Source organism: Enterococcus sp. AZ089, from assembly GCF_050547225.1.
Taxonomy (GTDB): Bacteria; Bacillota; Bacilli; order Lactobacillales; family Enterococcaceae; genus Enterococcus_D; species Enterococcus_D entomosocium.
In genome coordinates this window covers 1,615,777-1,638,532 of record NZ_CP172954.1, presented here as the reverse complement: position 1 = coordinate 1,638,532, position 22,756 = coordinate 1,615,777, and the positions used below count along the sequence as shown (strand labels likewise).

Here is a 22,756-nt window from a genome sequence, read left to right as displayed (position 1 = left end):
AACCTTCTTTACTTTAAATCTTTCCCTAACATTTGTCAACCTACTTGACATAAAAGTAAAACAAGTTACAATGTTAACAAATACCTTTACAAGAATGGAGTCCGTATGTCTCATCTTTTTCGAAAACTCGTTGATAATGAAAACTTGTTGGTCGGCATCAGCGAACTTAGCCAAATGTGTGATATCTCCCCTCGCCAATTGCGTTATTGGGAACAAAAAGGATTTATTCAATCGGTCCCACAAGAAGAAAATGCCCCACGAAAATACCGACTGCCCACGGTCGTCAAAGTGGAAATGATCAAAACGTTTTTAGATGAAGGCTTTACGTTAGCCAAGGCTGTTGAAAAAGCAGACAAAAAAATCAAGACCGCCCATCATATTCGCAAAGTGTTTTCTGGGGTTTTACAGAATTTAGAAGTCATCAATGAACGGTTTACGATCATCAGTCTGGGACCAGTAGACGAAGACGGAAAAATCCTCCATATCATTCACGATGAAGAAACAGAACGATTGCAATACGAAGTGCTGTCTGCTAATCAAACGATCGATTTTGAGAAGTTCAAGCAATGCACGTCAAAACAAGCGGAATAAAGGATTCCCTATCCTCACCTCCTAATGAAGCAAGCACCCTTGATGACGGTGCTTGCTTCTTTTTTGGTGTTCGCTTTCCTTTTAAAGAAGGTGTCGTTTCATTTACAAGGAAAAAGCCTCATGATATAGTCGAAGGGAGAAACGAACCTTTACAAGAATGGGAAGTGTCATATACATGGAAAAAGAAGTTTTTATCCAACAAATCAAGGACGGAGTGATCGTTTCTTGTCAAGCATTGCCTGGAGAACCCCTATATACCGAAAACGGCGGTGTCATGCCCCTATTGGCAAAAGCAGCTCAAGAAGCTGGTGCTGTTGGCATCCGTGCCAATTCCGTTCGCGATATTCGCGAGATCCAAGCAGCTGTTGATTTGCCGATCATCGGAATCATCAAAAAAGACTATCCACCGGAAGAACCATTTATCACAGCAACCATCAAAGAGGTACACGAATTAGCAGCTTTACATATTGCGGTGATCGCCTTGGACTGCACCTTGCGCAAACGTCATGATGGCTTGACCATTAATGCCTTTATTAAGCAAATCAAAACTCTTTATCCCCATCAACTACTCATGGCAGATATCGCCACCTATGAGGAAGGCATCAATGCCTTTGAAGCGGGCATCGATTTTGTTGGTACAACTTTGTCCGGCTACACGGCGAACAGTCCTACCAATGACGAACCGGACTATCAGTTGATCCAGCAATTGGTTGCGGCGAAGGTTCCGGTAATAGCCGAAGGCAAGATCCACACACCGGAACAAGCAAAAAAAATTCAGGATATGGGTGTGACCGGTATCGTGGTTGGTGGTGCCATCACCCGACCAAAAGAGATCGCCAGTCGATTCGTGCAAGAGCTTCGCAACTGAGTCGTTCATTTCCTAAAATAAGTCTTTCTATGCGCCTTGTGACAGAAGGCGCATTCTTTGTTGTCTTTTTGAGAAACGTTTATACTTAAAAGAGAACGAATGACAACAGAGAAAGCGAGTGAAGAAAATGACAAAAATCAATGCTGGTACAGCAATGATCAAGATTTTTGAAGCGTGGGGCATCGACCATATCTATGGAATCCCCGGTGGATCTTTCAACTCAACGATGGATGCTTTGTACCATGAACGGCAATCGGTCAAATATGTTCAAGTACGTCATGAAGAAGCGGGTGCGCTGGCAGCGGCGGCTGATGCCAAGCTAACGGGAAAAGTCGGTGCGGTTTTTGGTTCTGCTGGTCCGGGTGCCACCCATTTGATCAATGGCTTATACGATGCTCAAATGGATAATGTGCCCGTCGTTGCCTTGTTAGGACAAGTAGCTTCGAGCTCGATGAACTACAATGATTTTCAAGAAATGAATGAAAATCCGATGTTCGCTGATGTCAGTATCTACAATCGCACGGTCATGTCCCCTGAAAGTTTGCCCCACGTGGTGGACGAAGCCATTAAAGCAGCCTACAAATTTAAAGGAGTCGCTGTGGTAACGATCCCGGTCGATTACGGGTTTGCAGAAATCGACGAACAGGAGATTGCAACCGCAAAAAATCATAAGACAGGTGTTCTCCAGCCTGATGAAGAGGGTTTACAGGCTGCCCTTCCTTATTTTGAACAAGCAAAAAAACCCGTCCTTTATATCGGACAAGGTCTCTTTGGTCATTTTGATGCCATCGATGCTTTTTCTAAGCATTTCTCGATGCCTATCGCAGCTTCTGTCTTAGCCAAAGGCATCGTGCCTGATCTTTATGAAAACTTTCTTGGATTTGCTGGACGGGTTGCGACAAAACCTGCCAATGAAGCTTTGGCAGAAGCCGATCTCATCGTTTTTGTCGGCAGTGACTTCCCTTTTGGCCGCCGCTTTTTCAATCCTGGTGCCAACTTTGTCCAAGTTGATATCGACGCCTCGAAATTTGGTCGTCGTCATCAGACGGATGTCTCCGTTTTAGGAGATGGTGCGACCGCTCTTAGAAAATGGACAGAGATGGCAGCCCCTCGTCCTGCAGATGCTTGGTTAAAAGCCAATCAAGAAAACTGTCGCAATTGGCATGCATGGCGCCATCATTTTTACCATGATTCGCAAGTTCCTTTGCGTCCTGAACCTGTCTATCGAGAAATCAACCGGATTGCAGCTCCTGATGCCCTGTTTGTCACGGATGTCGGTAATGTGACGATCCACAGTATCCGTCATTTAGAAATGACGGGTGAACAGCGTTTTATAACGTCTGGCTGGTTTGCGACAATGGGTAATGGTGTACCTGGTGGGATCGCAGCTCAATTGAGCTATCCGAATCGCCAAGTATTTACCTTTAGTGGGGATGGCGGTTTTGCGATGCAAATGCAAGACATCATCACCCAAGTGAAATATGATTTACCAATCATCAACGTGGTCTTTTCCAATGACTCATTCGGCTTCATCGAAGCGGAGCAAGAAGATACCGAGCAAACCAAGTTCGGTGTCCAACTAGCCGGTGCTGATTTTGGTAAAGTTGGGGAAGCATTAGGTGCGAAAGGCTTCACGGTAACGAAGGAAGATGAATTAGCATCCGTCTTTACACAAGCTAAAGAAATCAACGGACCTGTGGTGATCGATGTCAAGATCGCTAACGAACGACCTCTTCCTGTCGAAGAACTGAAACTTGATCCGAACCGCTTCAGCGCTGAAGAAATCGCAGCGTTTAAAGCAAAATACCAAGTCCATGATCTGCCAGCTTTGAGTGAGTTGTACGTGAATTCTGAGGAATAAAAAAGAAGAGAGAAAGACAGCAACCCTGTCCTTCTCTCTTTTTTTAATCGCTCATTTCGTATTAATAATCCATCGCCTTACTTATTATAAATTTTCGGGCCTTTACGCATGTTTTTCCGATCATTTTTTGGGGATTCCATCTTTTTTGAACGGCCGCCGCCTTGTTTTTTCTTGATTAGTTCTAACATTTTTTCTTTTTGATCCATCGATTCCACCTCTATTTCTTAGCAATACGATCTGTCGGTTGAAAAGAAGTGTTCCTGACTTCTTTTATGTTTGCGAACAACTACTTTATTTCGATTGGGTTAAAAAACAAACGCTGCCTATTGACGTGTCTAGAGTCAGCAGTTCCTTTTGACATTTTTACTACCCTGATTTAATCTACTTTGATTTTGATTGTTTGTCAATGGCTCTTGAAAAAATCATGTGCTTTTGTTGCCTTCTCCCAAATAACAAACCACCATTTATTATATTATTTTATCATTTTATCTAATTATATCGAATATTTTTATTATTTATTGGTATAATTATAACAGAATCTCTGTTCCTTTCTTTTGCTTCCTTCGTTCTTCTTACGATTGTCTCCTAACTTTCGTCGTTCTCACAAATCACGCTATTTGAAAGGAGGTGGATATGTGCTGCACACTTATGCACCTGAGCAAATTTATTTGTATGTTTTGATTGGCTGTGCTGTTTTAGCCTTTTTGCTGCTTCTGTTTGGGGATATCTTCGATTTCGACGGACCAGTCGATCCGATGTTAATTATTCCATGGTTTGCCTTTACAAGTCTCTTCGGTTACTTAGGAGAAACTTTTCTGTCTGGCTATTCGCTCCTACTTTTCGTCATTAGCGGCTGCCTTGCTACAGGGCTCGTTTTTCTCTTGAATTTTTACGTGCTGATTCCCATGCGAAATGCGGAAGCGACACTGTCAAGTTCTGAGAAAGATTTTGAAGGTCGCATCGCAACGGTGCTGACGCCGATTCCTTGTGAAGGAATGGGCGAAATTCAACTCACAAGTGTCACTGGTTCAAGCAATCGACCAGCTACGGCTTTCCAACCAATCGATGAACCATTAGCAGCTGGATCGAAGGTTTTGATTATTGAAGTCAAAGAACGAGTTTGCTACGTCGTTCCTTACACAAAAAAATTTTTGGATAACTAAACTAAATCACTAAAGAGGTGTATCTATGGATATTCTATTATCACCAATCGTTTTCCCGATCGCCATCGTGGCATTCATTTTATTAATGCTTTTGATCGTCTTTGTCACGAAATATCAAACAGCCAAGCCCGATGAAGCATTGATCATCAGCGGAAGCTATCTAGGTAGCAAAAATGTACACGCCGATGAAAGCAACAACAAAATCAAAATCGTGCGTGGTGGCGGAGCCTTTGTTTTGCCAGTGTTTCAACGATCGAATCGAATCAGTTTGCTCTCCAGCAAGCTGGATGTCTCAACGCCGGAAGTCTACACTGAACAAGGGGTTCCCGTGATGTGTGACGGAACTTCCATTATTAAGATCGGCTCATCCGTGGAAGAAATTGCAACGGCAGCGGAACAATTTCTAGGAAAAACCCGTGAAGAATTAGAAAATGAAGCGCGGGAAGTGCTAGAAGGCCATTTGCGTTCGATCCTTGGTTCGATGACTGTGGAAGAAATTTATCAAAATCGCGACAAATTCAGCCAAAGTGTGCAAGAAGTAGCCTCTGTCGATCTAGCGAAAATGGGCTTGATCATTGTCTCCTTTACGATCAAAGAAGTACGAGACAAAAACGGCTATTTGGATTCTCTTGGAAAGCCTAGAATCGCCCAAGTCAAACGGGATGCTGAAATTGCGGAAGCTGAAGCACTGAAAGAAACCCGCATCAAAAAAGCCCAATCGGAACAAGAATCGCAAACAGCGGAATCAAAACGCATGACCGAAATCGCTGAAGCATTGAAGGAAAAAGAATTGAAGCTGGCGCTTTATAAGAAAGAACAAGACATCGCCAAAGCCGATGCCGATCAAGCCTATCATCTACAAAGTGCCATCATGAAACAAAAAGTCCGAGAACAAGAGATTGAAGTCGAAGTCGTTGAACGACAAAAACAAATCGAATTGGAAGAAAAAGAAATCTTGCGTCGTGAGAAGCAATTTGATTCAGAGATCAAGAAAAAAGCCGATGCGGATCGTTATGCGCTTGAACAAGAAGCGCTAGCCAAAAAAGCATCTGCCTTAGCTACCACTGAAGCCGAGCAATTTCGAACAGAGTCCTTGGCAAAAGCCGAAGCCGATAAGATTCGTTTGATCGGTTTGGCAGAAGCCGAAACCACTTTGGCGAAAGGAACGGCAGAAGCCGAAACGAAAGAAAAAGTCGCTGAAGCCTTCAAGAAATACGATGAAGCAGCCATTCTGAGCATGATCGTCGAGATCCTGCCACAATTAGTCAAAGAAGCAGCCGCACCATTAGGCAATATCGATAAAATTTCAGTCGTTGATACAGGATCAGGTGAAGGTGGCGGTGCCAATCGTGTCACCAATTACGCCACCAATCTCTTATCGACCACACAAGAAACGTTGAAAGAAACCCTCGGTCTTGATGTGAAATCGTTGATTGAAAACTTCGCCGGTTCCACTACGAGCGAGCCGCCTCAAGAATAAGAAAACTGCTGTTAGTCTTCATCGCTTTACAAGCGACAAGGCGAACAGCAGTTTTTTTCTTACTCATTGCTATTATGCTTACTCAGTAACCTCTTTGACATATTTTGCAGGTACACCAGCCACGATCGTGCGCTCAGCGACATCTTTGGTCACCACCGACCCAGCAGCAATGATCGCATGGTCACCGATGGTCACACCGGCAACGATCGTTGCATTTGAGCCAATCCAGACATTCTTCCCAATCGTAATGGGGGCTGGATAAAGCGTGCTACGATCTTCAGGGTGAAGGCCATGATTCAAGGTAGCTAGAACAACGTTATGCCCAATTAGGGTATCATCACCGATCGTGATCCCTCCTTGGTCTTGAAAATGACAACCCGCATTGATAAAGACATCTTTGCCAATGCTGATATTCTTGCCATAATCTGTATAAAAGGGTGGAAACAGCGAAAAAGTCGGCTCAACTGGTTTTCCTGTTAATTGGGCAAAAAGTTCTTGTAACTCATCAGACTCATGGTAGACTGTATTGATTTTCATCGTGATTTTTCTCGCCTTAGCACTCAGAGCTACCATTTGTTTGGAAGCTTGCGAACCGGCAAGTAAGGGTTCGCCACTTGCCATGAGTTTGTTTAATTGATCGATCGTCATGTGTTTTTCTCCTATTCATTTGTTATTCACGAGGATTTCTTAACGAAAAAATAACCTCTACGTCTTCCGCCCCAAGTACTTCTTTTAACCCCGTCGGATCTTCAATGACACCGATACGATTATAACCACCATAAGAATTGGTAAAGGTCTGATAAAACAGCACCAACGTATGACTATTCCAGCTCATGATTTCTCCTTCGTGAATGATCTCCGGCCGTTCTGTAGTCATTTCTGGCAAATTCTCAGAAAAACGATAATATTTCTCGTTGTTGTTCAAATCACTCATTGTCACCGTAAAGGGCATTTGATTCATTAGGTGCTCAGACACCTCATTTTCATAAAACTTCGCTAGAAAATCCTGTTGACCAACCGTAATGACGACAGCTGTTGCTGCTGAAAACTGCTGGACATTCTCTTGGCTAGCTTCCGATGAAGTTTCGTTAGCGGATTGCATATTGGTTCTCTCTGTTTCGCTTGTCCCACAGGCACTTAATAAGAACAGCAAAATAGCGGATATCAATTTTATAAGCATCTCTTCGCTCCTTTCTGGTGATGATTCTATGTAGAAGCGGGCAACTGAATACGTATTTTCAAAAAAACACGACTGCTCAGCAGAGGCAGAGTGACCGAACAGTCGTGAAGATCGTTGTGGCTATTTAGTTCAAATGTTCTTGGAAGAATTGGGTCATTTGATCAAAAGGAATTACGTCTGTTTGATCATATAGATCAACGTGCGAAGCATTAGGAATGACCGTCAACTCTTTGTTATCGCCTTGTAATTGTTCAAAGGCGTCTTGACTGAAGTAAAGAGAGTGGGCTTCTTCCCCATGTAGTAATAAAACGGCGCTTTGGATCTCATCGATATACGACAAGAGCGGCATATTTAAGAACGACAGCGATGATGTCACGTTCCAACCGTCATTAGAATTTAACGAACGTTCATGATAGCCGCGTTCCGTTTTGTAGTAATCGAAATAATCTTGCATAAAGACCGGTGCATCCTCCGGTAGTGTATCTGGCACTCCACCTGCTCTTTCGTAGCTACCGTTAGCAAAATCGACTGTCCGCTGGGCGTTCAGCTGTTGGCGCAATTCATGACGTCCTTCAGCCCCCATCTCATCAAAATACCCCTGAGCATTGACTCTCGACATGTCATACATCGTGGCGGAAACCGTCGCTCTCACACGGGTATCAATGGCTGCGGCATTCAATGCCATCCCGCCCCAACCGCAAATTCCGATCAAGCCGATTCTTTCTTCATCTACATTTTCTTGGACTGACAAAAAATCGACTGCTGCCTGAAAGTCTTCTGTATTGATATCTGGTGATGCCACATAGCGTGGTTCCCCACCGCTTTCGCCTGTGTATGAAGGATCAAAAGCGATCGTAACAAAACCTCGTTCAGCCATCGTTTGGGCATATAGACCAGATGTCTGTTCTTTGACTGCCCCAAAGGGTCCGCTAACCGCGATTGCTGGAAGTGGTCCTTGCGCATCAATTGGTTCATAAAGATCAGCAACTAAAGTGATGCCGTAGCGATTTTCAAAAGTTACTTTTCGGTGATTCACCGTGTCACTTTCTGGGAAAACTTTGTCCCATTCATCTGTAAATGAAACATTTTCTGTCATCGTTTCTCCTCCTGAACTGGCTTGTGTTGCTTCGTTTGCCGCCTCGTTATTGCTGCTGCAAGCACCTAAAATAAGTGGTGCTAGCATCAATAGTGATACAAGTGCCTTTTTTTGCCAATTTTTCATTTCATTCGCCTTCTTTCATGGTCAATCATCCTGTACCTTAGGGCGACATATACAACTCCTTTTCTCTTTTGATCTTTTGTTTGTTACCAGCAACTCATAGATCAAAAGAGTGATTCTCGGATTAAATCTATTGTACTTCGCGGTCTTTTCCATGTAAAATATCAATATCAAATACCTAACTATTCATTATACGAATAACAAGAGGAGCATTTTAAATGGAATTAAAAAATCTGACCACCTTTTTAGCAGTTGCAGAAAAAGAGACAATTTCGGCTGCCGCAAAACATCTGCATCTTTCTCAACCTTCCTTGTCCCGACAATTGATGGAGCTAGAAAAAGAATTAGGCGTGACGTTGTTCACCCGAGGCAATCGCAAAATCACACTAACAGAAGACGGACTGTTGTTTCGTAAACGGGCGGAAGAAATCGTAGAATTATTAGAAAAGACCCGCTCAGAATTTTTGTCGCCTCGAGATACGATCGCCGGCAATGTATCGATCGGAGCTGGAGAAACTTATGTGATTCAGTTGCTAGGAGCAATCATCAAAGAAATCCAAGCTGAATACCCTAACATAAAATTTCACTTTTATAGCGGCAACGCCGATGAGGTCAAAGAACGATTGGATAAAGGATTGTTGGATTTCGGTGTCGTAATCAGTCCAGCAGACGTCAAAAAGTACCATTCCTTACGCTTACCTGCCAAAGATACCTGGGGCGTGTTGATGCGAAAAGACAGTCCTCTAGCTGTCAACGAAGTCATTACCCCAAAAGATCTCTGGGACGTTCCCTTGATTACTTCGCGACAAAGTTTGGTCAGCAGTGAACTTTCTAAATGGTTGAAAAAAGACCTGAAAAAATTGACGGTCGTCGCCACATATAACCTAGTTTACAATGCATCAAAGCTGGTAGAAGAAGGTGTCGGTTACGGATTGACTCTAGATAAATTAGTCAACTTCGCCCCAGATAGCCAATTGTGTTTTAGAAAATTGAGCCCAGCACTGGAATCAAACCTTGACGTCATTTGGAAAAACACTCAAGTTTTTTCAAAAGCTTCTGGACTTTTCTTGGAGCGGATGAAGGAACAGTTTTCGTAGGATAGGTATTGAAAAACAAAAAACGAAGTGTTTCATCTTTCACATGAAACACCTCGTTTTTCTTTATTAAATGAGATGATTTATTGGCTAAAATCAGTTAAGGCATTCCCGTTCTTTAACTTGGACGTCTTTTTCCATCCACTGAAATAGATGAAAAAATAGCCTATCTCCTTTAAATCACGACTCTTTATTACGAGACTTCCTAAAAAGCCATTGCGCATTCCGATAGCTATGGGTAAAAATATACAAATTTCCTTAGCTTTTAAGAACGACAAATATAAGAATTTTATTTTTTCGAAAGAAAATTGCTTAAATAGAATGCTTTCGAAACTCAGCGATTTGGTAAATATCACTCAAAGGAACGTCACTCGCTACATCAAAAATCACAGAAAAAAACTTCATTTTCGTGCCATTGGTCGGCGCCTTATGAATCATTTCTTTTGTGTCATCACTGATTGGTAGAGACAATAACTGTGTTCGGACTTTCTCGCTAAAGTGAAAGGAGACTTTGAAGAAGCCCTCCCACATCGAAAGCCAAAAAATTGGTTTCACTTTATTCGTCCCACGAGTCGTTGTCCATTTGTATTCACCTTTGGACAACCACGCTTTTCCATCTTGGTAATAGCGCCAATCCATAAGAGAGATGCCCTCGTTTTCAAGCGTTTCGACAAAACGTTGATAAATGGCATATCCCTCACCCAGTGATTCCGCAATCAGTTGCTCTGTTGGTTTCACGTTTTTGTCTCGAAACAATTGCTCTTTGCCTTCCATCCTTTCGCTCAACTCCTTGCGCTTTTTTTAGGTTTTTGCTACGTTACAATTTAATTTTGTTGATATCATCAGTGATGACCCAATCGTCCATATTTTTTTTACGATTGTACTGAAATGGCGTTATTTCTTCTAATTCAGCGATTTCATAGACCGCTAGATACTTTTTCCCTGCCCAACGATCGACTTGCTTTTTCGATAGATTCAACTCTTTTTCATAGCGTTCTACAAAATCTATGGATTCTTCTTTCGTCATCTTTTCAGATTCAGTCACATTGGCAATGATGCCCCGATGAGTGATGGTCAAATCGCCGCCGGTCTCCACAAAATAAACAAGATCGTTGATTTTGGCTCTTCCTCCTAAGGGTGATTTTCTGCCGGCTGCCCCCCGAATGATCATTGTTTTGTCGCCATGAATCAGTTTCTCAAGCTCTTTGGCTTCCTTATTTAAATAGACCAAATGTTCTGCCCGACCGGCTTTTCCTTGATACCATTCTGCTGTTTATGTCATAAGAAGTTCCTCTTTTCATATAAATTGTTTTTTAGCGTTGTCCATTCCATGCTGAATGGTTATTGGAACATTTTTTCAATCGTGTATAGGTGAGAGCTGCAACTGTTTCGATTGATGAATGAATAAAAACATTTGTGCAAAGGCATCTGGGGTACCGCATTGGGCAAATGTTTCCGCATCTTCTTTCGTTTCGAACTTGGTGATGTCAGCCCAAATTTCTCAATCTACTAATCATTCAAAAGAAAGGTATCCTCTTTGTTTGAAAATGTATTCACGGTTGAATTGTTCAACGACTGGAACAAATTCTGCTGTTGAAGTACCTTTTATTAATTTGTATAAGTTATGAAATGCAACCTGTCCCATCGTGTGTTCCTCCTTTCCGATTCCCTCAAGAAATAGAGCATTTAAACAACTAATAGTCGTCGATTCAACATTCGAATGACTTTTTAACATCCCGTTGTATTTTTCCCTATAATTTCTAAACAGTTGCAACAAAAAGTCCGTTCATCTGAAGAGCATCCGATACTAAAACGATCACTCAATCACTTCCCCTAAAAGCTTGTCGTGGGGAACGATCAAACATTTCTCGATTGCTTTCCAATAGCTTTCATACAGCCTTTTTTGGGCTTTGCCATAGTTTTCTTCGGTATCAAACTCCCAATAGTGGGCATATTTCACACATTTTATGACTCTTGTCAATGGATCAGGCAGGCGTCCTTCCTTGATGGTGCTCATTTCTTTAATGTAATGGGTTCGTTTCATTAATCGAAAGAACAAAGCCCCCTCCATGGCCTTCATTGCCTCTGTTGCTTCCTGCATGATTGCTTCAAAGGTATCGACTTCACTTGGTTTTACTTGATAAATACTGATTTCTGAAAACACTCCGACCGCTCCTTTCACTTGTGATTTTTTTCTCAATTATAGTATACCAAGTTTACGCCGTTGATAGTTTGGTCATTTTATTCATTTCTCATTTATCTTCCGTTTATTATTGATTTGGCCTCCTATATGCGGGATCAAATTGCTAGATTTTAAATTCATAAAAGACTAGCAGCCAAGCTTTATCCGTAGTCACCTGCTTGCCATAGTCATTAAAAGGATCATAAAGCTTTCGCCTACAAAAAAAGCAATCAACTTTTGACAGTAGACTGCTTTTTCTTAACGCTCATTATTGCAAAAAGAACGGTTTTAGCTCTGTCTCGATAAAGTCGATTCGATCAAAGACAGTTGGCTTAAAATAAGCCGTAATAGCAATGACGCAATCTGATTCGGGATCAATATAAAGGACATTTCCGCTATTACCGATGGCGGCATAGGTGCTTTTCTCAGTATCCAAAATCCACCACAAATATCCATAACTCATGTTTTGAAATTTCTCTATGTTTGTCTCTAGCGGATTGACCATTTCAGTGAGCCATTGTGAGGAAATCACTTGTTTCCCTTGATGGATGCCTTGGTTCAAGCATAGCTCACCGATTTTGGCTAAATCTTTTGCTGAAAGGCATAGCCCGTAACCTGCCGCCCCAATATTTAAAGGATCGCAAAACCAAACTGGTTTTTTTGGTGCCTTGCTCATTGTAAAGTGCTTATGTTCTTGTGCCGTTTTCGCATAATAATTGGTTATTTCGGCTACACCAAGAGGGCGAAATAAATAATGGTTCGCATAATCAACGGTCGTCATTCCAGAAGCTTTCTCTAACAAACCAGTGAGGATCTGCAGACAAACGGTTTGATAATTGAATTCATTTGTCACTCCTTTTCTTCCTCCCAATAAATCAAGGGAGGCGCTGGTCCAGTCGTCACTCGAACAAACTTTTGTCCATGGATCACCTTTGCATTTATACGGGGCTCGCATCGTTAATAGGTGTTTGATGGTAATATCGTGAATCGTTTTTTCGCCCCGTTTTACGGAATAGTCTGGAAAATAATCGAGTACTTTGTCATTGACACTCCTGATGAGGCCTTGATCTATCGCTATTCCGATTAGTAGAGAAACGATACTTTTCGTAGCGGACATAAGGTGGCAAGTATCGTCTGGCTTATACTCATGCCATTCATCCGAGTAAACTTCCTTTCCATTTTGGTAGGCAGAAATTTGGCAAATATTGGGCTGGTTTTTACTGATACATGCATGCAGTTCTTGTCTGTTCATTTGTGAAGCCTCCCTTCAAAGATAAGCATAGTACCATTAAAAATTGTTTTCAATGTTATTTTTAAAATTGTTTTTGAAAGGACTTTTAAAAGACTACTTCAGAGGAACAAACAAAAAAGGCCCTCAATGATAGAGGTACCTTACATAAAACTTTCGAATATCGATTTTTGATTTCTATCCAGTTTTTTTGCGAGTATCGTTATCAGCAATTCTTCTAATGCTGAAATAGTGCCGATGACTCCCAAAATCAAGACAACAATTCTTTCATGGAATATTATGAGCAGCAATGGAAAAATACATAAAAGAAATCCGACTGCTTTGTTGAGCCATGTATGCAGACTGCTAAAAGACTGAAATTTTACATAGCCAATCAGATAACTGACGAAGCGGATGATAGCGATCACCAAGATCCAAACCATGATCGTTTGGGTTTCCAAAAGCTGCGGTAGAAAAGAAAGAAAGACAGCGAGAAAAAAGCTTACATCTGCGAAACTATCTAGTAAGGCACCGACCTCACTCGTGAGGTTTATCCTTCTTGCTAGTAGCCCATCGACAAGGTCACTTAAAAAACAATAGGAATAAAGCAGCCAAAACCAGCCAGACATTGGCTGAAGGAATAGTAAAAGTGGTGCTAGAATCAGTCGAGAAGTAGTAATGATATTGGGTAATTGCTTCATTTGTTCCCCCTCAAATACATTTTCTGAATACCTAAGATTGTTGCAAGTTTTTTAAAGAAGCTCAGAAACGTTAAAATGTTCTTTCTTCTAAGCATTTCGGCGATGCCCCCTATCAAAGTCTCACAGCTAGTCCCTAATGCTCCTATAAAAATCGTATCCGTTCTGTACTATCTGGTATCTGATTCCGAACTTTTATCCATCGTCCTGCTCGGTAAACCTCGTATTCTTCAAAGCGACAAGGCAGCCCTTTTGCATAGGCGATATCGTTACTGTCCATCACTTGAAAATGCAAATGAGGTGAAGTCGAATTGCCGGAATGCCCGACATTGCCAATCACCATCCCTTTGGTGATTTTTTGTCCTACGGAAACTTTGATGGATCCTTTTTGCAAATGGACGAATGCCATATATACGCCCTCAGAAGCTTTTATCACAATGTAGTTGCCAGCTATTTGTTGATACTCATCTTTTTGTTCATTAAAAAACAAGCCATTTTTTAAAGCGATCGAAAAATCGACAACCCAATGAACGACTTTGCGTTCCTGATAGCCCTCTCTTACAACAATCACTTCACCATCACAGGGCGCATAGATTTCTTTGCCCCAACAATAACAGTTCTCAAGGGGAACTCCTAAGAAGAAATAGCGCAGAAAGCTTCGGTCGTGAAAAGCTTTTGTTTTCCCCTCAAAATCGACTTGTAAAAAATCAAACGCATAACGTAACCCCATTCGATCGGTGCCATGACTAGGAATCTTCTTGGCTGGTGTAGTCGGCGCAAGCCACTCACCTCTTAAGGGAAATTCAATGGTTATCGACTGCTCTTTCATAGGACTTTCTCCTTTTTGGATCACATGATCTCTTTTATTTGGAAATGACTATCAGCCTCGCGGCAATCTATACCTGTGCTTTACTCCTTTTCACTATAGGTCACCTAAGCCTTTTTTTCAACTCTAAAAAAGTGGGCTAATAGGAGTAGCTAAAAAAAAACACCTCAATCATATAGTGATTCCAAAAAGTTAGATCAAAAATTCTAACTTCTAGAAGTCGCTTCATGGATGAGGCGTTCTCACATTCTATTTTACTGTAGGTCCTGTCGGTGACGACTCGTTCGACTAACTTTTTTTAACGGCTTTTGTTTTCGCTCCACAAGTCGGTAGTAGACTCTTGCAGTGATGAAATACACCATTAAATAGATCATTGTAAACAGCAGAACAGAGATAATCGATACCGTGATCAATAAGTTGCGATCTGTCAGACCAAAAAGAAGCAACAACTTCCGAATCATCGGCAAAGCAAATGCGAGATGGATGATCGCTGCCGCCAATGGAAATGAGAAAATCATCAAGACTTGCTGCTGGATCACTTGTTTGACTTCCTTATGGCTTAACCCAACTTTTTGCAAGATCTCGAAGCGTTCTTTGTCCTCCATCCCTTCGGAAACTTGTTTATAATAAATGATCAATGCGGCAGCTAAAATAAAGACCACACCAAAAATCAAGCCTAAGAAGAAGAAGCCGCCGGTAAAGGTTTTGGTCTCACCTTCAAAAAGATCTTTTGACTGAACGCTCGCATGAGCATCTGCTGCCAGAAGTTCGCTGCGAATCTCTTTTGCGATCGCTTCGCGATCGCTTGCTTCTGCTGCTTGAAAATTAAAGACTGTTGTTGTCATTGGTTGCTGGTAAAGTTGAAAATCTTCTTTTTGATACCAAGAGCTTAGCTTTTCAGTAAGCCATTGATCATCCACCACGAGAACAAGATGCTGAACCGGGTTTTCTGTTTTCGTGAATGTTGGCAGTTCTTTCAATTCCCGCAAGCGAAATTGACGATCATCGATCGTCGTCTTTTCTGGTAATGCTTGTTGGGTCCAAGTTGCGGGAAAAACGAATAGTTCATCGTCAGCGGGTCCTGTTTTCCCGGTGATTTCATGGTATTCAGAACTGGTAAGAAAAATAAGATACACGGCTTTATCTAAACTACCGCTATTTTCTTCAAAAGTGGTTGAGGGAACAAAATTTGGTTCCTCAAAGGTAAAAAGCAACGGTCTTGTTGTAGTGACTTGCTGGCGCTCTTTGATCGTTAGCTTCTCTTCAAGTCCATCAATCACTGTGTTGATTTGCTGGGAATCAGCCGCTGACTCAATTTGAACATCGTAAGGAAAACGGGTTTCGATCACATTCTTTTGTCCAAAATAAAGACTGGCGGTCGTAGCAACTGTCACTAACACCATCGTTGATAAAATACAAATACTTGCTAAACCAGCCGCATTTTGCTTCATCCGATATAACATGGTAGAGACATTGATAAAATGGTTCGTTTGATAATAATAGGTCGTTCGTTTTCTTAAAAACTGCAACGCTTTGATACTGCCAGAAATAAACAACAGATAGGTGGCTAAAATCACGAGGATCACTGCGACAAAGAACAGGCCTAAGGCACTGATGGGAGACTTGATCGTCACAGAGATCGTATAGCCGGCTACTAAACAAAGGACACCTAATAGTGCTAAAATGCCTTTCGCACGAGGCTCTTTTTCATTACGCTTGCTTCCCTGTAGCAGTTGAAGTGGGTTGGTTTTTCGTACTTGCAACAGGTCAATTAAAAATAGACAACCAAACACGCACATAAAATAGAGGATCACAAATCCGATACTTTCAAATGAAAGTTTAAAAACAAAGAATTCGCCTACGGCTAAGATTTTCTTCAGGATCAAAAATCCTAATCGTGCAAACAATAAGCCACTGATCAGTCCGGCCGCAAGACTAATAAGAAAACTGTAAAAGAGTTCCCAAAAGACCACGAAGGCTATCTCGCGTTTTCCTAGTCCCAAAACATTGTAGAGACCAAATTCTTTTTTTCGCTGCTTGATCAAAAAGTTATTGGTGTAAAAGGAAAAGATCGCCGCAAAGATCATCAGGATGATATTTCCTAAATGAAACATGAAAATGGCGCTTTGACTACTAGGAAGTTCCTTCATCCCCGGATTGTTCACGATGATTTGCGTCATCATCAAAACAGCTACCAAGAAACTCATGGATACTAAAAAGGGTGTGTAGGCTTTGGCATTTTTACGTAAATTGGAGAAGGCGATTTTTTGAAAGAACATTCGTTACTCCTCCTTCGCAAAAACAGCAGTCATTGTTTCGGCGATTGCTTCTAGAAAAGCGGTATCACTCCGTTCTCCTCGATACAACTGGTGAAATACATACCCGTCTTTGATAAACAAGACGCGTTGTGCGCGACTGGCTGCGATCGAACTGTGGGTGACCATCACGATCGTCTGTCCGTTTTGATTGATCTGCTGAAATAATGTCAGTAGTTGATCAGAGGTTTTCGAATCCAGCGCTCCGGTTGGCTCATCTGCTAATAGCAGTTCTGGTTTTGTGATGATCGCTCGTGCGACGGCAACTCGTTGCTTTTGTCCGCCAGACAATTCATACGGGTAATGCTGCAATAAATCAGCGATCCCTAAAGTTTGTACAATAGGCTGAAGCTGCAATTCCATTTGTTTGACGGAAACTTTCGATAAAACTAATGGCAATAAAATATTGTCCTTTACCGTAAAAGTGTCCAATAAATTAAAGTCTTGAAAGACAAAGCCTAAGTGATCCCGTCGAAAACTTGCTGCATCTTTTTCTTTGATGGTGGTCAAATCGATGCCATTCAGCTGCATCTCACCCGCTGTCGGTTGGTCTAACGTCGCCATCAAGTTCAGTAGCGTACTCTTCCCCGAACCTGATTCCCCCATGATGGCTACATATTCCCCTTCTTCTACCTTAAAGGTGATATTCTTCAACGCTTCGACGGGTTGCCCATTCAGTTGGCTTTGATAGATTTTTTTAACTTGTTGAATGTTTAAAAGTGTCATCTTGTTCCCTCCCTCCTATTTAGAATAAGCTGACGAGCAGAAAAAAGCGACTTACAATAAAAACCGCAAACTTACAGTGTTGAAAGTTTGCGGCTATCGGTTATTTGTGGTGGGAAAATGAAGTGTGACGATGGTTCCCTGTCCCACTTCAGAATCAATCGCTAAACGGCAGCCGATTTTTTCAGCCGCTTGTTGACTCATATATAAGCCTAGCCCGCTCGCTCGTTGCTGAAACCGACCATTGTGTCCCGTATATCCTTTCTCAAAAACCCGCGGCAAGTCTTCCTTACGAATACCAAGGCCGCTATCTTGAATCACCAAGGCATTGTCTTTAGTGAAAACATTAATGCCACCGGTTTCAGTATACTTCAAGCTGTTGAAAAGAACCTGTTCAAAAATAAAAATGAGCCACTTTCGATCAGATGTCACCGTCAAATCCACTGCCATATCCAGTTGCAGATTCTTTTTCGAGAAAAACAAGGCATACTTTTTGATTGTTTGACGAACAAGGGGCGCTAAAGCAATCGACTCAAAGACAAAATCTTCATTCGCTAAATTTTGTCGCAAATAATTCAACATCATTTGCAAGTAATCGTTCACCTTAAATAATTCCGCTTTGACCTCCGTCGGTGACAGGGTATCGCTTTGAACCAAAAGATCCAACGCCGCTAGAGGCGTTTTGATTTGATGAAGCCACAAGCCGAAATCTTCATAAATTTCTTCATTTTTCACGGTCGCTTTGTATTCAGACAGAGTTTTTTCTTTTGCCATCTGCCTAAGAAGTGTTTGATACTCGTCTTCTAGCCGATTTCGAGTGGTCGGCAAGAACGCCAACGCCGCTTCCGTCATACGTTCTTTTCTTAATAAATGCTGTAGCTGCTTTCTTTTTTGTGCGTAACGAAAATAATGAAAAAGGGAAAGACCTCCTAAAATCACCCCTGAAAAAACCGCATAGTCAATGAAGGGTTCTAATGGAAGGCTGTGAAGAAAGAATAACCCTAGTAGACCCGCACTAAATAGCAGGTAAACGAGATAAAACTTTCCATACAACACGAAATATTCTTTCACATTAGTCATAGGCGTGTTCCTTTTCTATCAAATAGCCTTTATTCTTTACCGTTTGGATCAAATCGGATAGTTCGATCTGGCTCAATTTTTTTCGCAAACGAGTCATATTGACTGCTAATGTATTGTTATCGATGAACTCTTCACTATTCCAGAGCATTTCAATGATGGTCTCTTTGGCTACGATCTTCCCTCGATGCTGCAAAAGCAAGGAAAGAATCCGAGCTTCATTTGGAGAAAGCGGCAACTGTTCCCCCTGATTTTTTAATACATTTTCTGTTGGATAAAAGGTTACTTGCCCTATGTCAAAGGTCAGCGCTTGTTGGTGGCTATACTGATAGCTGCGCCGCAGCAACGCTTGGATTTTTGCCAAAACGAAGGCTAAATCAAAGGGTTTTGTTAAATAATCATCCGCCCCCATGTTCATCGCCATGATTTGATTCATCTGCTGATCCATCGACGAAAGAAAAATGATCGGTACTTCTGACGCCTTGCGAATTTCTTGGCACCAATGATACCCATTGTAATAAGGCAAGGAGATATCTAAAAGAACGAGATCAGGTTTGATGTCGTGAAACTCTTGCAAGAGTTCAGCAAAATTCTTGGCCGAATGGCATTCGTATCCCCACTGCTGCAAATAATCGGCTAAAACAGAGACGATCGTCGCATCATCTTCAACCAGATAGATTTTTTGCATGTCTTTCTCCCCTCTGTTGATTATTCGGTCGGTTCTTTAGAGACAGTGTACCAGAAAAGAAAAAGAATCGTCTAGATGGAGGAACATTCCAAAGGACTGTTTTTTCCTTAATCTTCTGCCAAGTGAGCAAGGATTTCTTGGTACCGTCGGGTGGCGAAGGAACTAATTTGTCCTTTTTTACAAAAATTCAGTTTCCCCAGTTTTGGTACAACCCGTTCTACAATAACATTGCCATTTTTAACTTTCGATTCAAACTGCTGCAAAGCCTCCAGAAACCGTGCGTCTTTTCTGGCAGAAGGATAAAAAGACAAGACATACAGATAATAAAAAAGATTGTACCCTCTAAAGGGGTATTCTGTCTGCATAAACAATGTGCCCATTCCGTAATGACAGGGACTGATTGGCTGACGAATCTCCCAATGAGCAAGCAAGCATTCGATTGCTTGATTAAGTGTTTCCATCTGTTCACGATCATGAGTATATCGAAAGGCATCAAGGACCGTTAACGTCGTCACCGGGGTTGAATAGCGGGTCTCCGGGCCGCGACCAAAACTGTATTTATTGCACTTCCAGCCGCCATCTGTTTCCTGAGTAGCAAGAAAATAGTGAAAGGTCTGTTGTAGCCGCGGGTCCCTTGCGTAACCAAGAGCACACAGCGTTCGCAAAGCCAGCGCTGTATGACAGGGATAAATCCCCCCTGTTGGCGAAATTTTAAATCTGCCATCTTCTCTCCATCCTTGAAAGATCAATGCAGCGGTCTCTTTTAATAAGTTCTCCTCAGGCGACATACCAAGTTCAAGCAAATAATGAGGACACTCTAAGGTTGTAAAGGGTGCTCCTTTCAGTAATTTATGGTCTGGCGTCGACCATAAATCGGCGCCATGATCATATTGACGGGAAATGATCGCTTCGATATCTTGCTGAACCGTCTGATCCATATTGTTCCTCCTCCATTTCTTAAGTGCCCTGCAATCAACGCAACAACCCCTTATTGACCCACAGTGCAACAGCTTCTAGAATGATAAAATCGACGTTTTTCAACACATGAGTTAGATTTTCATCTTCGAATTGTCCAAATGAATTTTAGGAACCAACGAGTTTTTCAGGATGGACGTACTTAAAACAAGAGTGTTCAAATTTTCCTGATGACAGGTTCTAAAAAAGTTTCTCTCTAAACTCGCCTGATTATGCTAGCCCCTTAATGAATGATCACCTTAATAAGGACGCGCTCACGCAATAATTTAATGCCACACTCTTCTAGTTAAAGGAATCAGGCATAATGAAATAGTTCAAAACGAATGCCTTCTGGGCTTTCAAAGAATAAGGCATAGTAGTTAGGAGCGATGTGCTCTTTGTACTCCATTGGTCGATCGTGAAGGATCTTTACCCCTAAGGCTTTTATTTTGGGAAAGATCGCATCTACTACTTCGCGGCTTTCCGCCTTAAACGCCATGTGCTGAACCGAGCCAGGTTTTCTTGAATCGATTTTCTCGTTCTTCCATTCTTTTCGTGGGGAACAAATACCGAAATCAAATGAATCCCCTATATATTCTACTACTTCCATCTCGGCATGTTCTAAATACCCAGAATATTTCTTCTGAAGGTCGAAACCTAATAGTGCAAATAATTGATCATAAAAGCCTTCTGCTTTTTTTACATCATTGACTGTGATTTGGATATGGTGAAACTGAATGTTCATAATCGCTCCTTTCTGGCTAACAAAATAAGTGTTTCAGGAAGAAAAGCCGCTTACGGAAGTTTGATTCAATGGAATTAGTTAGGAAGCTCATTTAATGTAGAAATCACATTTCCCATTGCCTTTGCTACCTCTTTAGGCAACTTATTATAGCCATCATTTTCTGTTTCTTGAGCCAAAATAAAGTCCAGCCGTCCTTGCATCCGCTCTCTTAAATGAGCAACATAGGAGGCATCTTGAAAATCGACTTCGAACCCTGTTACTGGCAGGTAACTCATTTCTGTGATTTCACCAAACCTCTTAAAATTGACCTCGCCTTCCACAATTTTTTCAATCGATGTCAGCGTGACTTCAGGTGTGACCTTCTTGTCTTTGTAAAAGCCTGTATTTAGAATATAACAAGCCGTTTGGTTTTCTTTGAATAAGTTCATGAAATGGGAAAAATCTTCTTTTAAAGGACAGACTCTAAATGGATTGGCATAAGGCTCGATGACCAGTTTATCTATATCCGTGGTCTCGACAACATGTTCAGCTGTCGTGCGCTTCGTAGCTAAGGTCAAACCAAAAACTGCGGCTAAAATCGGATCGTCAATTTTTACTACAGGAGGTAGCGTGTCATCTTTCATGATCCAAAATACTGCATCGATCGGCGAATCTAAATGATCCACCCGGTTAGGTGTGACATACCGTGATTTGACGGTTCGACCATTCCCGTTACGAATATCTTGGGTGACGATGACCTTTTTTCCTTCCTCGTCTAAAGTAACCCCAACATTTTGACAGGTGATAAAGTAGCGGACATTTGGGTTGGTTAATGGATAGTCTTGCGTTTTATCAAAATAAGAAGGCTCCAGAGCAGTGGACGCACCATTTGTTTGGTTGATCACAAACGCATCGTCATGCAGAACCTTGATATCATATTTGCCATCATGTTCTGCCAATGTGATGGTCGATTTTCCTGATCCTGAAAGACCAAAAGCAGCCATCGTAAATGTTCGATTCGGTAGCTGATATTGCTTCATTCCTCCATGACACGCCACAAAGCCATTGCGATGCGCGGTAGCCCAAGCCAAAGTTAATGTCGCTTTTTTCAATTCACCAAAATAGTTTAAGCCTAAGACTGCCGCAACATTGTGTTCAGGATCAAAGAGAGATAGCCCATAGGGAAAATCAGGATGTGTCCAGTCCGGATCAGCGTACAAGAATATATCTGTCTCTGGATAGTTCTTGGAGTGTTGATACCTTTCCTGCCATGATTTCGTCAGCATTTGAAAATTCAACAAATAAGAATAAAAATTGGTTTCATAGTACTCTGGTAGCAACAGGTGTGCTTTGACCATAAACGCTTCGTCTAACCCTACAACAACTTCACCGCCATAGAATTTTTTACGTGTCCCTTGAAATAAAGCATCTCTTAAAATCCCTTCATACAATTTTCGATCAATCCCGGGATGTCCGATGATGCGTCGAGCTGCCGCTGTCCGTCCAACAACTTTTCCGTCATTAAACACGATGACTTTAGCATCCTCCGGTAGTCCTAACTCCTTGGTGTGTGTGACCGGCATATCCGTAAGAATAGCGCCAGAAGATTCTTTTGCTAAGCGATAGGCCGTGGCTAGATCATGAATCCAAGTGACATTGTTCCCATAAAAAGCTGACTCTATCAACACTTTAAAACTCGACAAATGCGTATTCTGCGGTGTAATCTCTTTGTGTGAAAATGCACGAATCGTTGCCATGTGTAATCCCTCCTAACAAAAATTTTCTATTCCCTACGTTTATTATAATACTTTCTAATCACCACACGCCATATTTTTATACACATTAACTATAAATTGCCGATAAACCATTTTGTTAAAGGATTGGG

Annotated in this window: 24 protein-coding genes; 6 read left to right on the top strand and 18 right to left on the bottom strand. The window is 41.7% G+C overall.

What is annotated here, in order from left to right; genetic code table 11:
* Positions 1–105 precede the first annotated feature (105 nt).
* From IGJ01_RS07615 to spxB, 3 genes are all read left to right on the top strand, one after another.
* Positions 106–591, top strand: a complete 486-nt coding sequence (locus IGJ01_RS07615) for a MerR family transcriptional regulator (protein ID WP_005236312.1) — start codon at positions 106–108, stop codon at positions 589–591.
* Between the two features lie 175 nt (positions 592–766).
* Positions 767–1,459, top strand: a complete 693-nt coding sequence (locus IGJ01_RS07610; protein WP_430601589.1) for an N-acetylmannosamine-6-phosphate 2-epimerase — start codon at positions 767–769, stop codon at positions 1,457–1,459.
* Positions 1,460–1,586: 127 nt separating this feature from the next.
* A complete protein-coding gene (gene spxB, locus IGJ01_RS07605) occupies positions 1,587–3,320 on the top strand; it encodes a pyruvate oxidase (protein ID WP_016620850.1) in 1,734 nt (577 codons plus the stop codon).
* 77 nt (positions 3,321–3,397) lie between these two features.
* On the opposite strand, the gene IGJ01_RS07600 is transcribed toward spxB, so the two are convergent.
* Positions 3,398–3,526: a hypothetical protein gene (locus IGJ01_RS07600; RefSeq protein WP_005236316.1), complete on the bottom strand. Its 129-nt coding sequence runs from the start codon at positions 3,524–3,526 to the stop codon at positions 3,398–3,400.
* 411 nt (positions 3,527–3,937) lie between these two features.
* Between IGJ01_RS07600 and IGJ01_RS07595 the strand changes: the two genes are divergently transcribed.
* Positions 3,938–4,483, top strand: a complete 546-nt coding sequence (locus IGJ01_RS07595) for an NfeD family protein (RefSeq protein ID WP_016620851.1) — start codon at positions 3,938–3,940, stop codon at positions 4,481–4,483.
* A gap of 25 nt (positions 4,484–4,508) precedes the next feature.
* Positions 4,509–5,963 carry a flotillin family protein gene (locus tag IGJ01_RS07590; RefSeq protein ID WP_008381386.1) on the top strand — a complete coding sequence of 485 codons (1,455 nt, stop codon included), beginning with the start codon at positions 4,509–4,511 and terminating at the stop codon, positions 5,961–5,963.
* 78 nt (positions 5,964–6,041) lie between these two features.
* On the opposite strand, the gene IGJ01_RS07585 is transcribed toward IGJ01_RS07590, so the two are convergent.
* The 3 genes from IGJ01_RS07585 to IGJ01_RS07575 form a co-directional block, all read right to left on the bottom strand.
* Positions 6,042–6,611, bottom strand: a complete 570-nt coding sequence (locus IGJ01_RS07585) for a sugar O-acetyltransferase (RefSeq protein ID WP_005236324.1) — start codon at positions 6,609–6,611, stop codon at positions 6,042–6,044.
* Between the two features lie 22 nt (positions 6,612–6,633).
* A complete protein-coding gene (locus IGJ01_RS07580) occupies positions 6,634–7,143 on the bottom strand; it encodes a cyclophilin-like fold protein (protein ID WP_008381393.1) in 510 nt (169 codons plus the stop codon).
* Between the two features lie 124 nt (positions 7,144–7,267).
* Entirely contained in the window at positions 7,268–8,365 is a 1,098-nt protein-coding gene (locus IGJ01_RS07575; protein WP_008381394.1) for an alpha/beta hydrolase, read from the bottom strand.
* 215 nt (positions 8,366–8,580) lie between these two features.
* Here IGJ01_RS07575 and IGJ01_RS07570 point away from each other — a divergent pair, with 215 nt between their 5' ends.
* Positions 8,581–9,459 (top strand): LysR family transcriptional regulator, encoded by an 879-nt coding sequence (locus tag IGJ01_RS07570; RefSeq protein ID WP_016613358.1) that lies wholly within the window; start codon positions 8,581–8,583, stop codon positions 9,457–9,459.
* A 309-nt stretch (positions 9,460–9,768) separates the two neighbouring features.
* Here IGJ01_RS07570 and IGJ01_RS07565 read toward each other — a convergent pair whose 3' ends face one another.
* The 14 genes from IGJ01_RS07565 to IGJ01_RS07500 form a co-directional block, all read right to left on the bottom strand.
* On the bottom strand, positions 9,769–10,230 hold the full coding sequence (locus IGJ01_RS07565) for a DUF3788 domain-containing protein (RefSeq protein WP_430601588.1): 462 nt from the start codon (positions 10,228–10,230) through the stop codon (positions 9,769–9,771).
* A 43-nt stretch (positions 10,231–10,273) separates the two neighbouring features.
* A complete protein-coding gene (locus IGJ01_RS07560; RefSeq protein WP_275626143.1) occupies positions 10,274–10,687 on the bottom strand; it encodes a hypothetical protein in 414 nt (137 codons plus the stop codon).
* Between the two features lie 282 nt (positions 10,688–10,969).
* Positions 10,970–11,101 carry a hypothetical protein gene (locus IGJ01_RS07555; protein ID WP_275626144.1) on the bottom strand — a complete coding sequence of 44 codons (132 nt, stop codon included), beginning with the start codon at positions 11,099–11,101 and terminating at the stop codon, positions 10,970–10,972.
* A 171-nt stretch (positions 11,102–11,272) separates the two neighbouring features.
* Complete coding sequence (locus IGJ01_RS07550) at positions 11,273–11,638, bottom strand: hypothetical protein (RefSeq protein ID WP_005236340.1); 366 nt, start codon at positions 11,636–11,638, stop codon at positions 11,273–11,275.
* A 268-nt stretch (positions 11,639–11,906) separates the two neighbouring features.
* Entirely contained in the window at positions 11,907–12,890 is a 984-nt protein-coding gene (locus IGJ01_RS07545) for a serine hydrolase domain-containing protein (protein ID WP_275626145.1), read from the bottom strand.
* A gap of 140 nt (positions 12,891–13,030) precedes the next feature.
* Positions 13,031–13,567 carry a CDP-alcohol phosphatidyltransferase family protein gene (locus IGJ01_RS07540; protein WP_430601587.1) on the bottom strand — a complete coding sequence of 179 codons (537 nt, stop codon included), beginning with the start codon at positions 13,565–13,567 and terminating at the stop codon, positions 13,031–13,033.
* Positions 13,568–13,709: 142 nt separating this feature from the next.
* Positions 13,710–14,393, bottom strand: coding sequence for a M23 family metallopeptidase (locus IGJ01_RS07535; protein WP_275626146.1), 684 nt, complete (start codon positions 14,391–14,393; stop codon positions 13,710–13,712).
* A 251-nt stretch (positions 14,394–14,644) separates the two neighbouring features.
* Positions 14,645–16,669, bottom strand: coding sequence for an FtsX-like permease family protein (locus tag IGJ01_RS07530; RefSeq protein WP_430601586.1), 2,025 nt, complete (start codon positions 16,667–16,669; stop codon positions 14,645–14,647).
* A gap of 3 nt (positions 16,670–16,672) precedes the next feature.
* Positions 16,673–17,431, bottom strand: coding sequence for an ABC transporter ATP-binding protein (locus IGJ01_RS07525; protein ID WP_005236354.1), 759 nt, complete (start codon positions 17,429–17,431; stop codon positions 16,673–16,675).
* 93 nt (positions 17,432–17,524) lie between these two features.
* Positions 17,525–18,508 (bottom strand): sensor histidine kinase, encoded by a 984-nt coding sequence (locus IGJ01_RS07520; protein ID WP_430601585.1) that lies wholly within the window; start codon positions 18,506–18,508, stop codon positions 17,525–17,527.
* Entirely contained in the window at positions 18,501–19,193 is a 693-nt protein-coding gene (locus IGJ01_RS07515; RefSeq protein ID WP_142424593.1) for a response regulator transcription factor, read from the bottom strand. The genes IGJ01_RS07520 and IGJ01_RS07515 overlap by 8 nt, the downstream gene beginning before the upstream one ends.
* A gap of 107 nt (positions 19,194–19,300) precedes the next feature.
* On the bottom strand, positions 19,301–20,131 hold the full coding sequence (locus IGJ01_RS07510) for a prenyltransferase (protein ID WP_430601584.1): 831 nt from the start codon (positions 20,129–20,131) through the stop codon (positions 19,301–19,303).
* Between the two features lie 332 nt (positions 20,132–20,463).
* The gene (locus IGJ01_RS07505) at positions 20,464–20,892 is read right to left on the bottom strand and encodes a VOC family protein (RefSeq protein ID WP_430601583.1); all 429 of its coding nucleotides are present in this window, start codon (positions 20,890–20,892) and stop codon (positions 20,464–20,466) included.
* 74 nt (positions 20,893–20,966) lie between these two features.
* Positions 20,967–22,628: a phosphoenolpyruvate carboxykinase (ATP) gene (locus IGJ01_RS07500; protein WP_430601582.1), complete on the bottom strand. Its 1,662-nt coding sequence runs from the start codon at positions 22,626–22,628 to the stop codon at positions 20,967–20,969.
* Positions 22,629–22,756: the final 128 nt, after the last annotated feature.

What these genes read in the sequence shown, in the direction of transcription:
- IGJ01_RS07510 (WP_430601584.1), bottom strand. Translation starts at nt 20,131, where the DNA reads ATGGATCAGACGGTTCAGCAAGATATCGAAGCGATCATTTCCCGTCAA.
- IGJ01_RS07520 (WP_430601585.1), bottom strand. Translation starts at nt 18,508, where the DNA reads ATGACTAATGTGAAAGAATATTTCGTGTTGTATGGAAAGTTTTATCTC.
- IGJ01_RS07615 (WP_005236312.1), top strand. Translation starts at nt 106, where the DNA reads ATGTCTCATCTTTTTCGAAAACTCGTTGATAATGAAAACTTGTTGGTC.
- IGJ01_RS07540 (WP_430601587.1), bottom strand. Translation starts at nt 13,567, where the DNA reads ATGAAGCAATTACCCAATATCATTACTACTTCTCGACTGATTCTAGCA.
- IGJ01_RS07565 (WP_430601588.1), bottom strand. Translation starts at nt 10,230, where the DNA reads ATGGAAGGCAAAGAGCAATTGTTTCGAGACAAAAACGTGAAACCAACA.
- IGJ01_RS07555 (WP_275626144.1), bottom strand. Translation starts at nt 11,101, where the DNA reads ATGGGACAGGTTGCATTTCATAACTTATACAAATTAATAAAAGGTACT.
- IGJ01_RS07535 (WP_275626146.1), bottom strand. Translation starts at nt 14,393, where the DNA reads ATGAAAGAGCAGTCGATAACCATTGAATTTCCCTTAAGAGGTGAGTGG.
- IGJ01_RS07590 (WP_008381386.1), top strand. Translation starts at nt 4,509, where the DNA reads ATGGATATTCTATTATCACCAATCGTTTTCCCGATCGCCATCGTGGCA.
- IGJ01_RS07600 (WP_005236316.1), bottom strand. Translation starts at nt 3,526, where the DNA reads ATGGATCAAAAAGAAAAAATGTTAGAACTAATCAAGAAAAAACAAGGC.
- IGJ01_RS07575 (WP_008381394.1), bottom strand. Translation starts at nt 8,365, where the DNA reads ATGAAAAATTGGCAAAAAAAGGCACTTGTATCACTATTGATGCTAGCA.
- IGJ01_RS07500 (WP_430601582.1), bottom strand. Translation starts at nt 22,628, where the DNA reads ATGGCAACGATTCGTGCATTTTCACACAAAGAGATTACACCGCAGAAT.
- IGJ01_RS07580 (WP_008381393.1), bottom strand. Translation starts at nt 7,143, where the DNA reads ATGCTTATAAAATTGATATCCGCTATTTTGCTGTTCTTATTAAGTGCC.
- IGJ01_RS07570 (WP_016613358.1), top strand. Translation starts at nt 8,581, where the DNA reads ATGGAATTAAAAAATCTGACCACCTTTTTAGCAGTTGCAGAAAAAGAG.
- IGJ01_RS07585 (WP_005236324.1), bottom strand. Translation starts at nt 6,611, where the DNA reads ATGACGATCGATCAATTAAACAAACTCATGGCAAGTGGCGAACCCTTA.
- IGJ01_RS07505 (WP_430601583.1), bottom strand. Translation starts at nt 20,892, where the DNA reads ATGAACATTCAGTTTCACCATATCCAAATCACAGTCAATGATGTAAAA.
- IGJ01_RS07525 (WP_005236354.1), bottom strand. Translation starts at nt 17,431, where the DNA reads ATGACACTTTTAAACATTCAACAAGTTAAAAAAATCTATCAAAGCCAA.
- IGJ01_RS07530 (WP_430601586.1), bottom strand. Translation starts at nt 16,669, where the DNA reads ATGTTCTTTCAAAAAATCGCCTTCTCCAATTTACGTAAAAATGCCAAA.
- IGJ01_RS07515 (WP_142424593.1), bottom strand. Translation starts at nt 19,193, where the DNA reads ATGCAAAAAATCTATCTGGTTGAAGATGATGCGACGATCGTCTCTGTT.
- IGJ01_RS07610 (WP_430601589.1), top strand. Translation starts at nt 767, where the DNA reads ATGGAAAAAGAAGTTTTTATCCAACAAATCAAGGACGGAGTGATCGTT.
- IGJ01_RS07545 (WP_275626145.1), bottom strand. Translation starts at nt 12,890, where the DNA reads ATGAACAGACAAGAACTGCATGCATGTATCAGTAAAAACCAGCCCAAT.
- spxB (WP_016620850.1), top strand. Translation starts at nt 1,587, where the DNA reads ATGACAAAAATCAATGCTGGTACAGCAATGATCAAGATTTTTGAAGCG.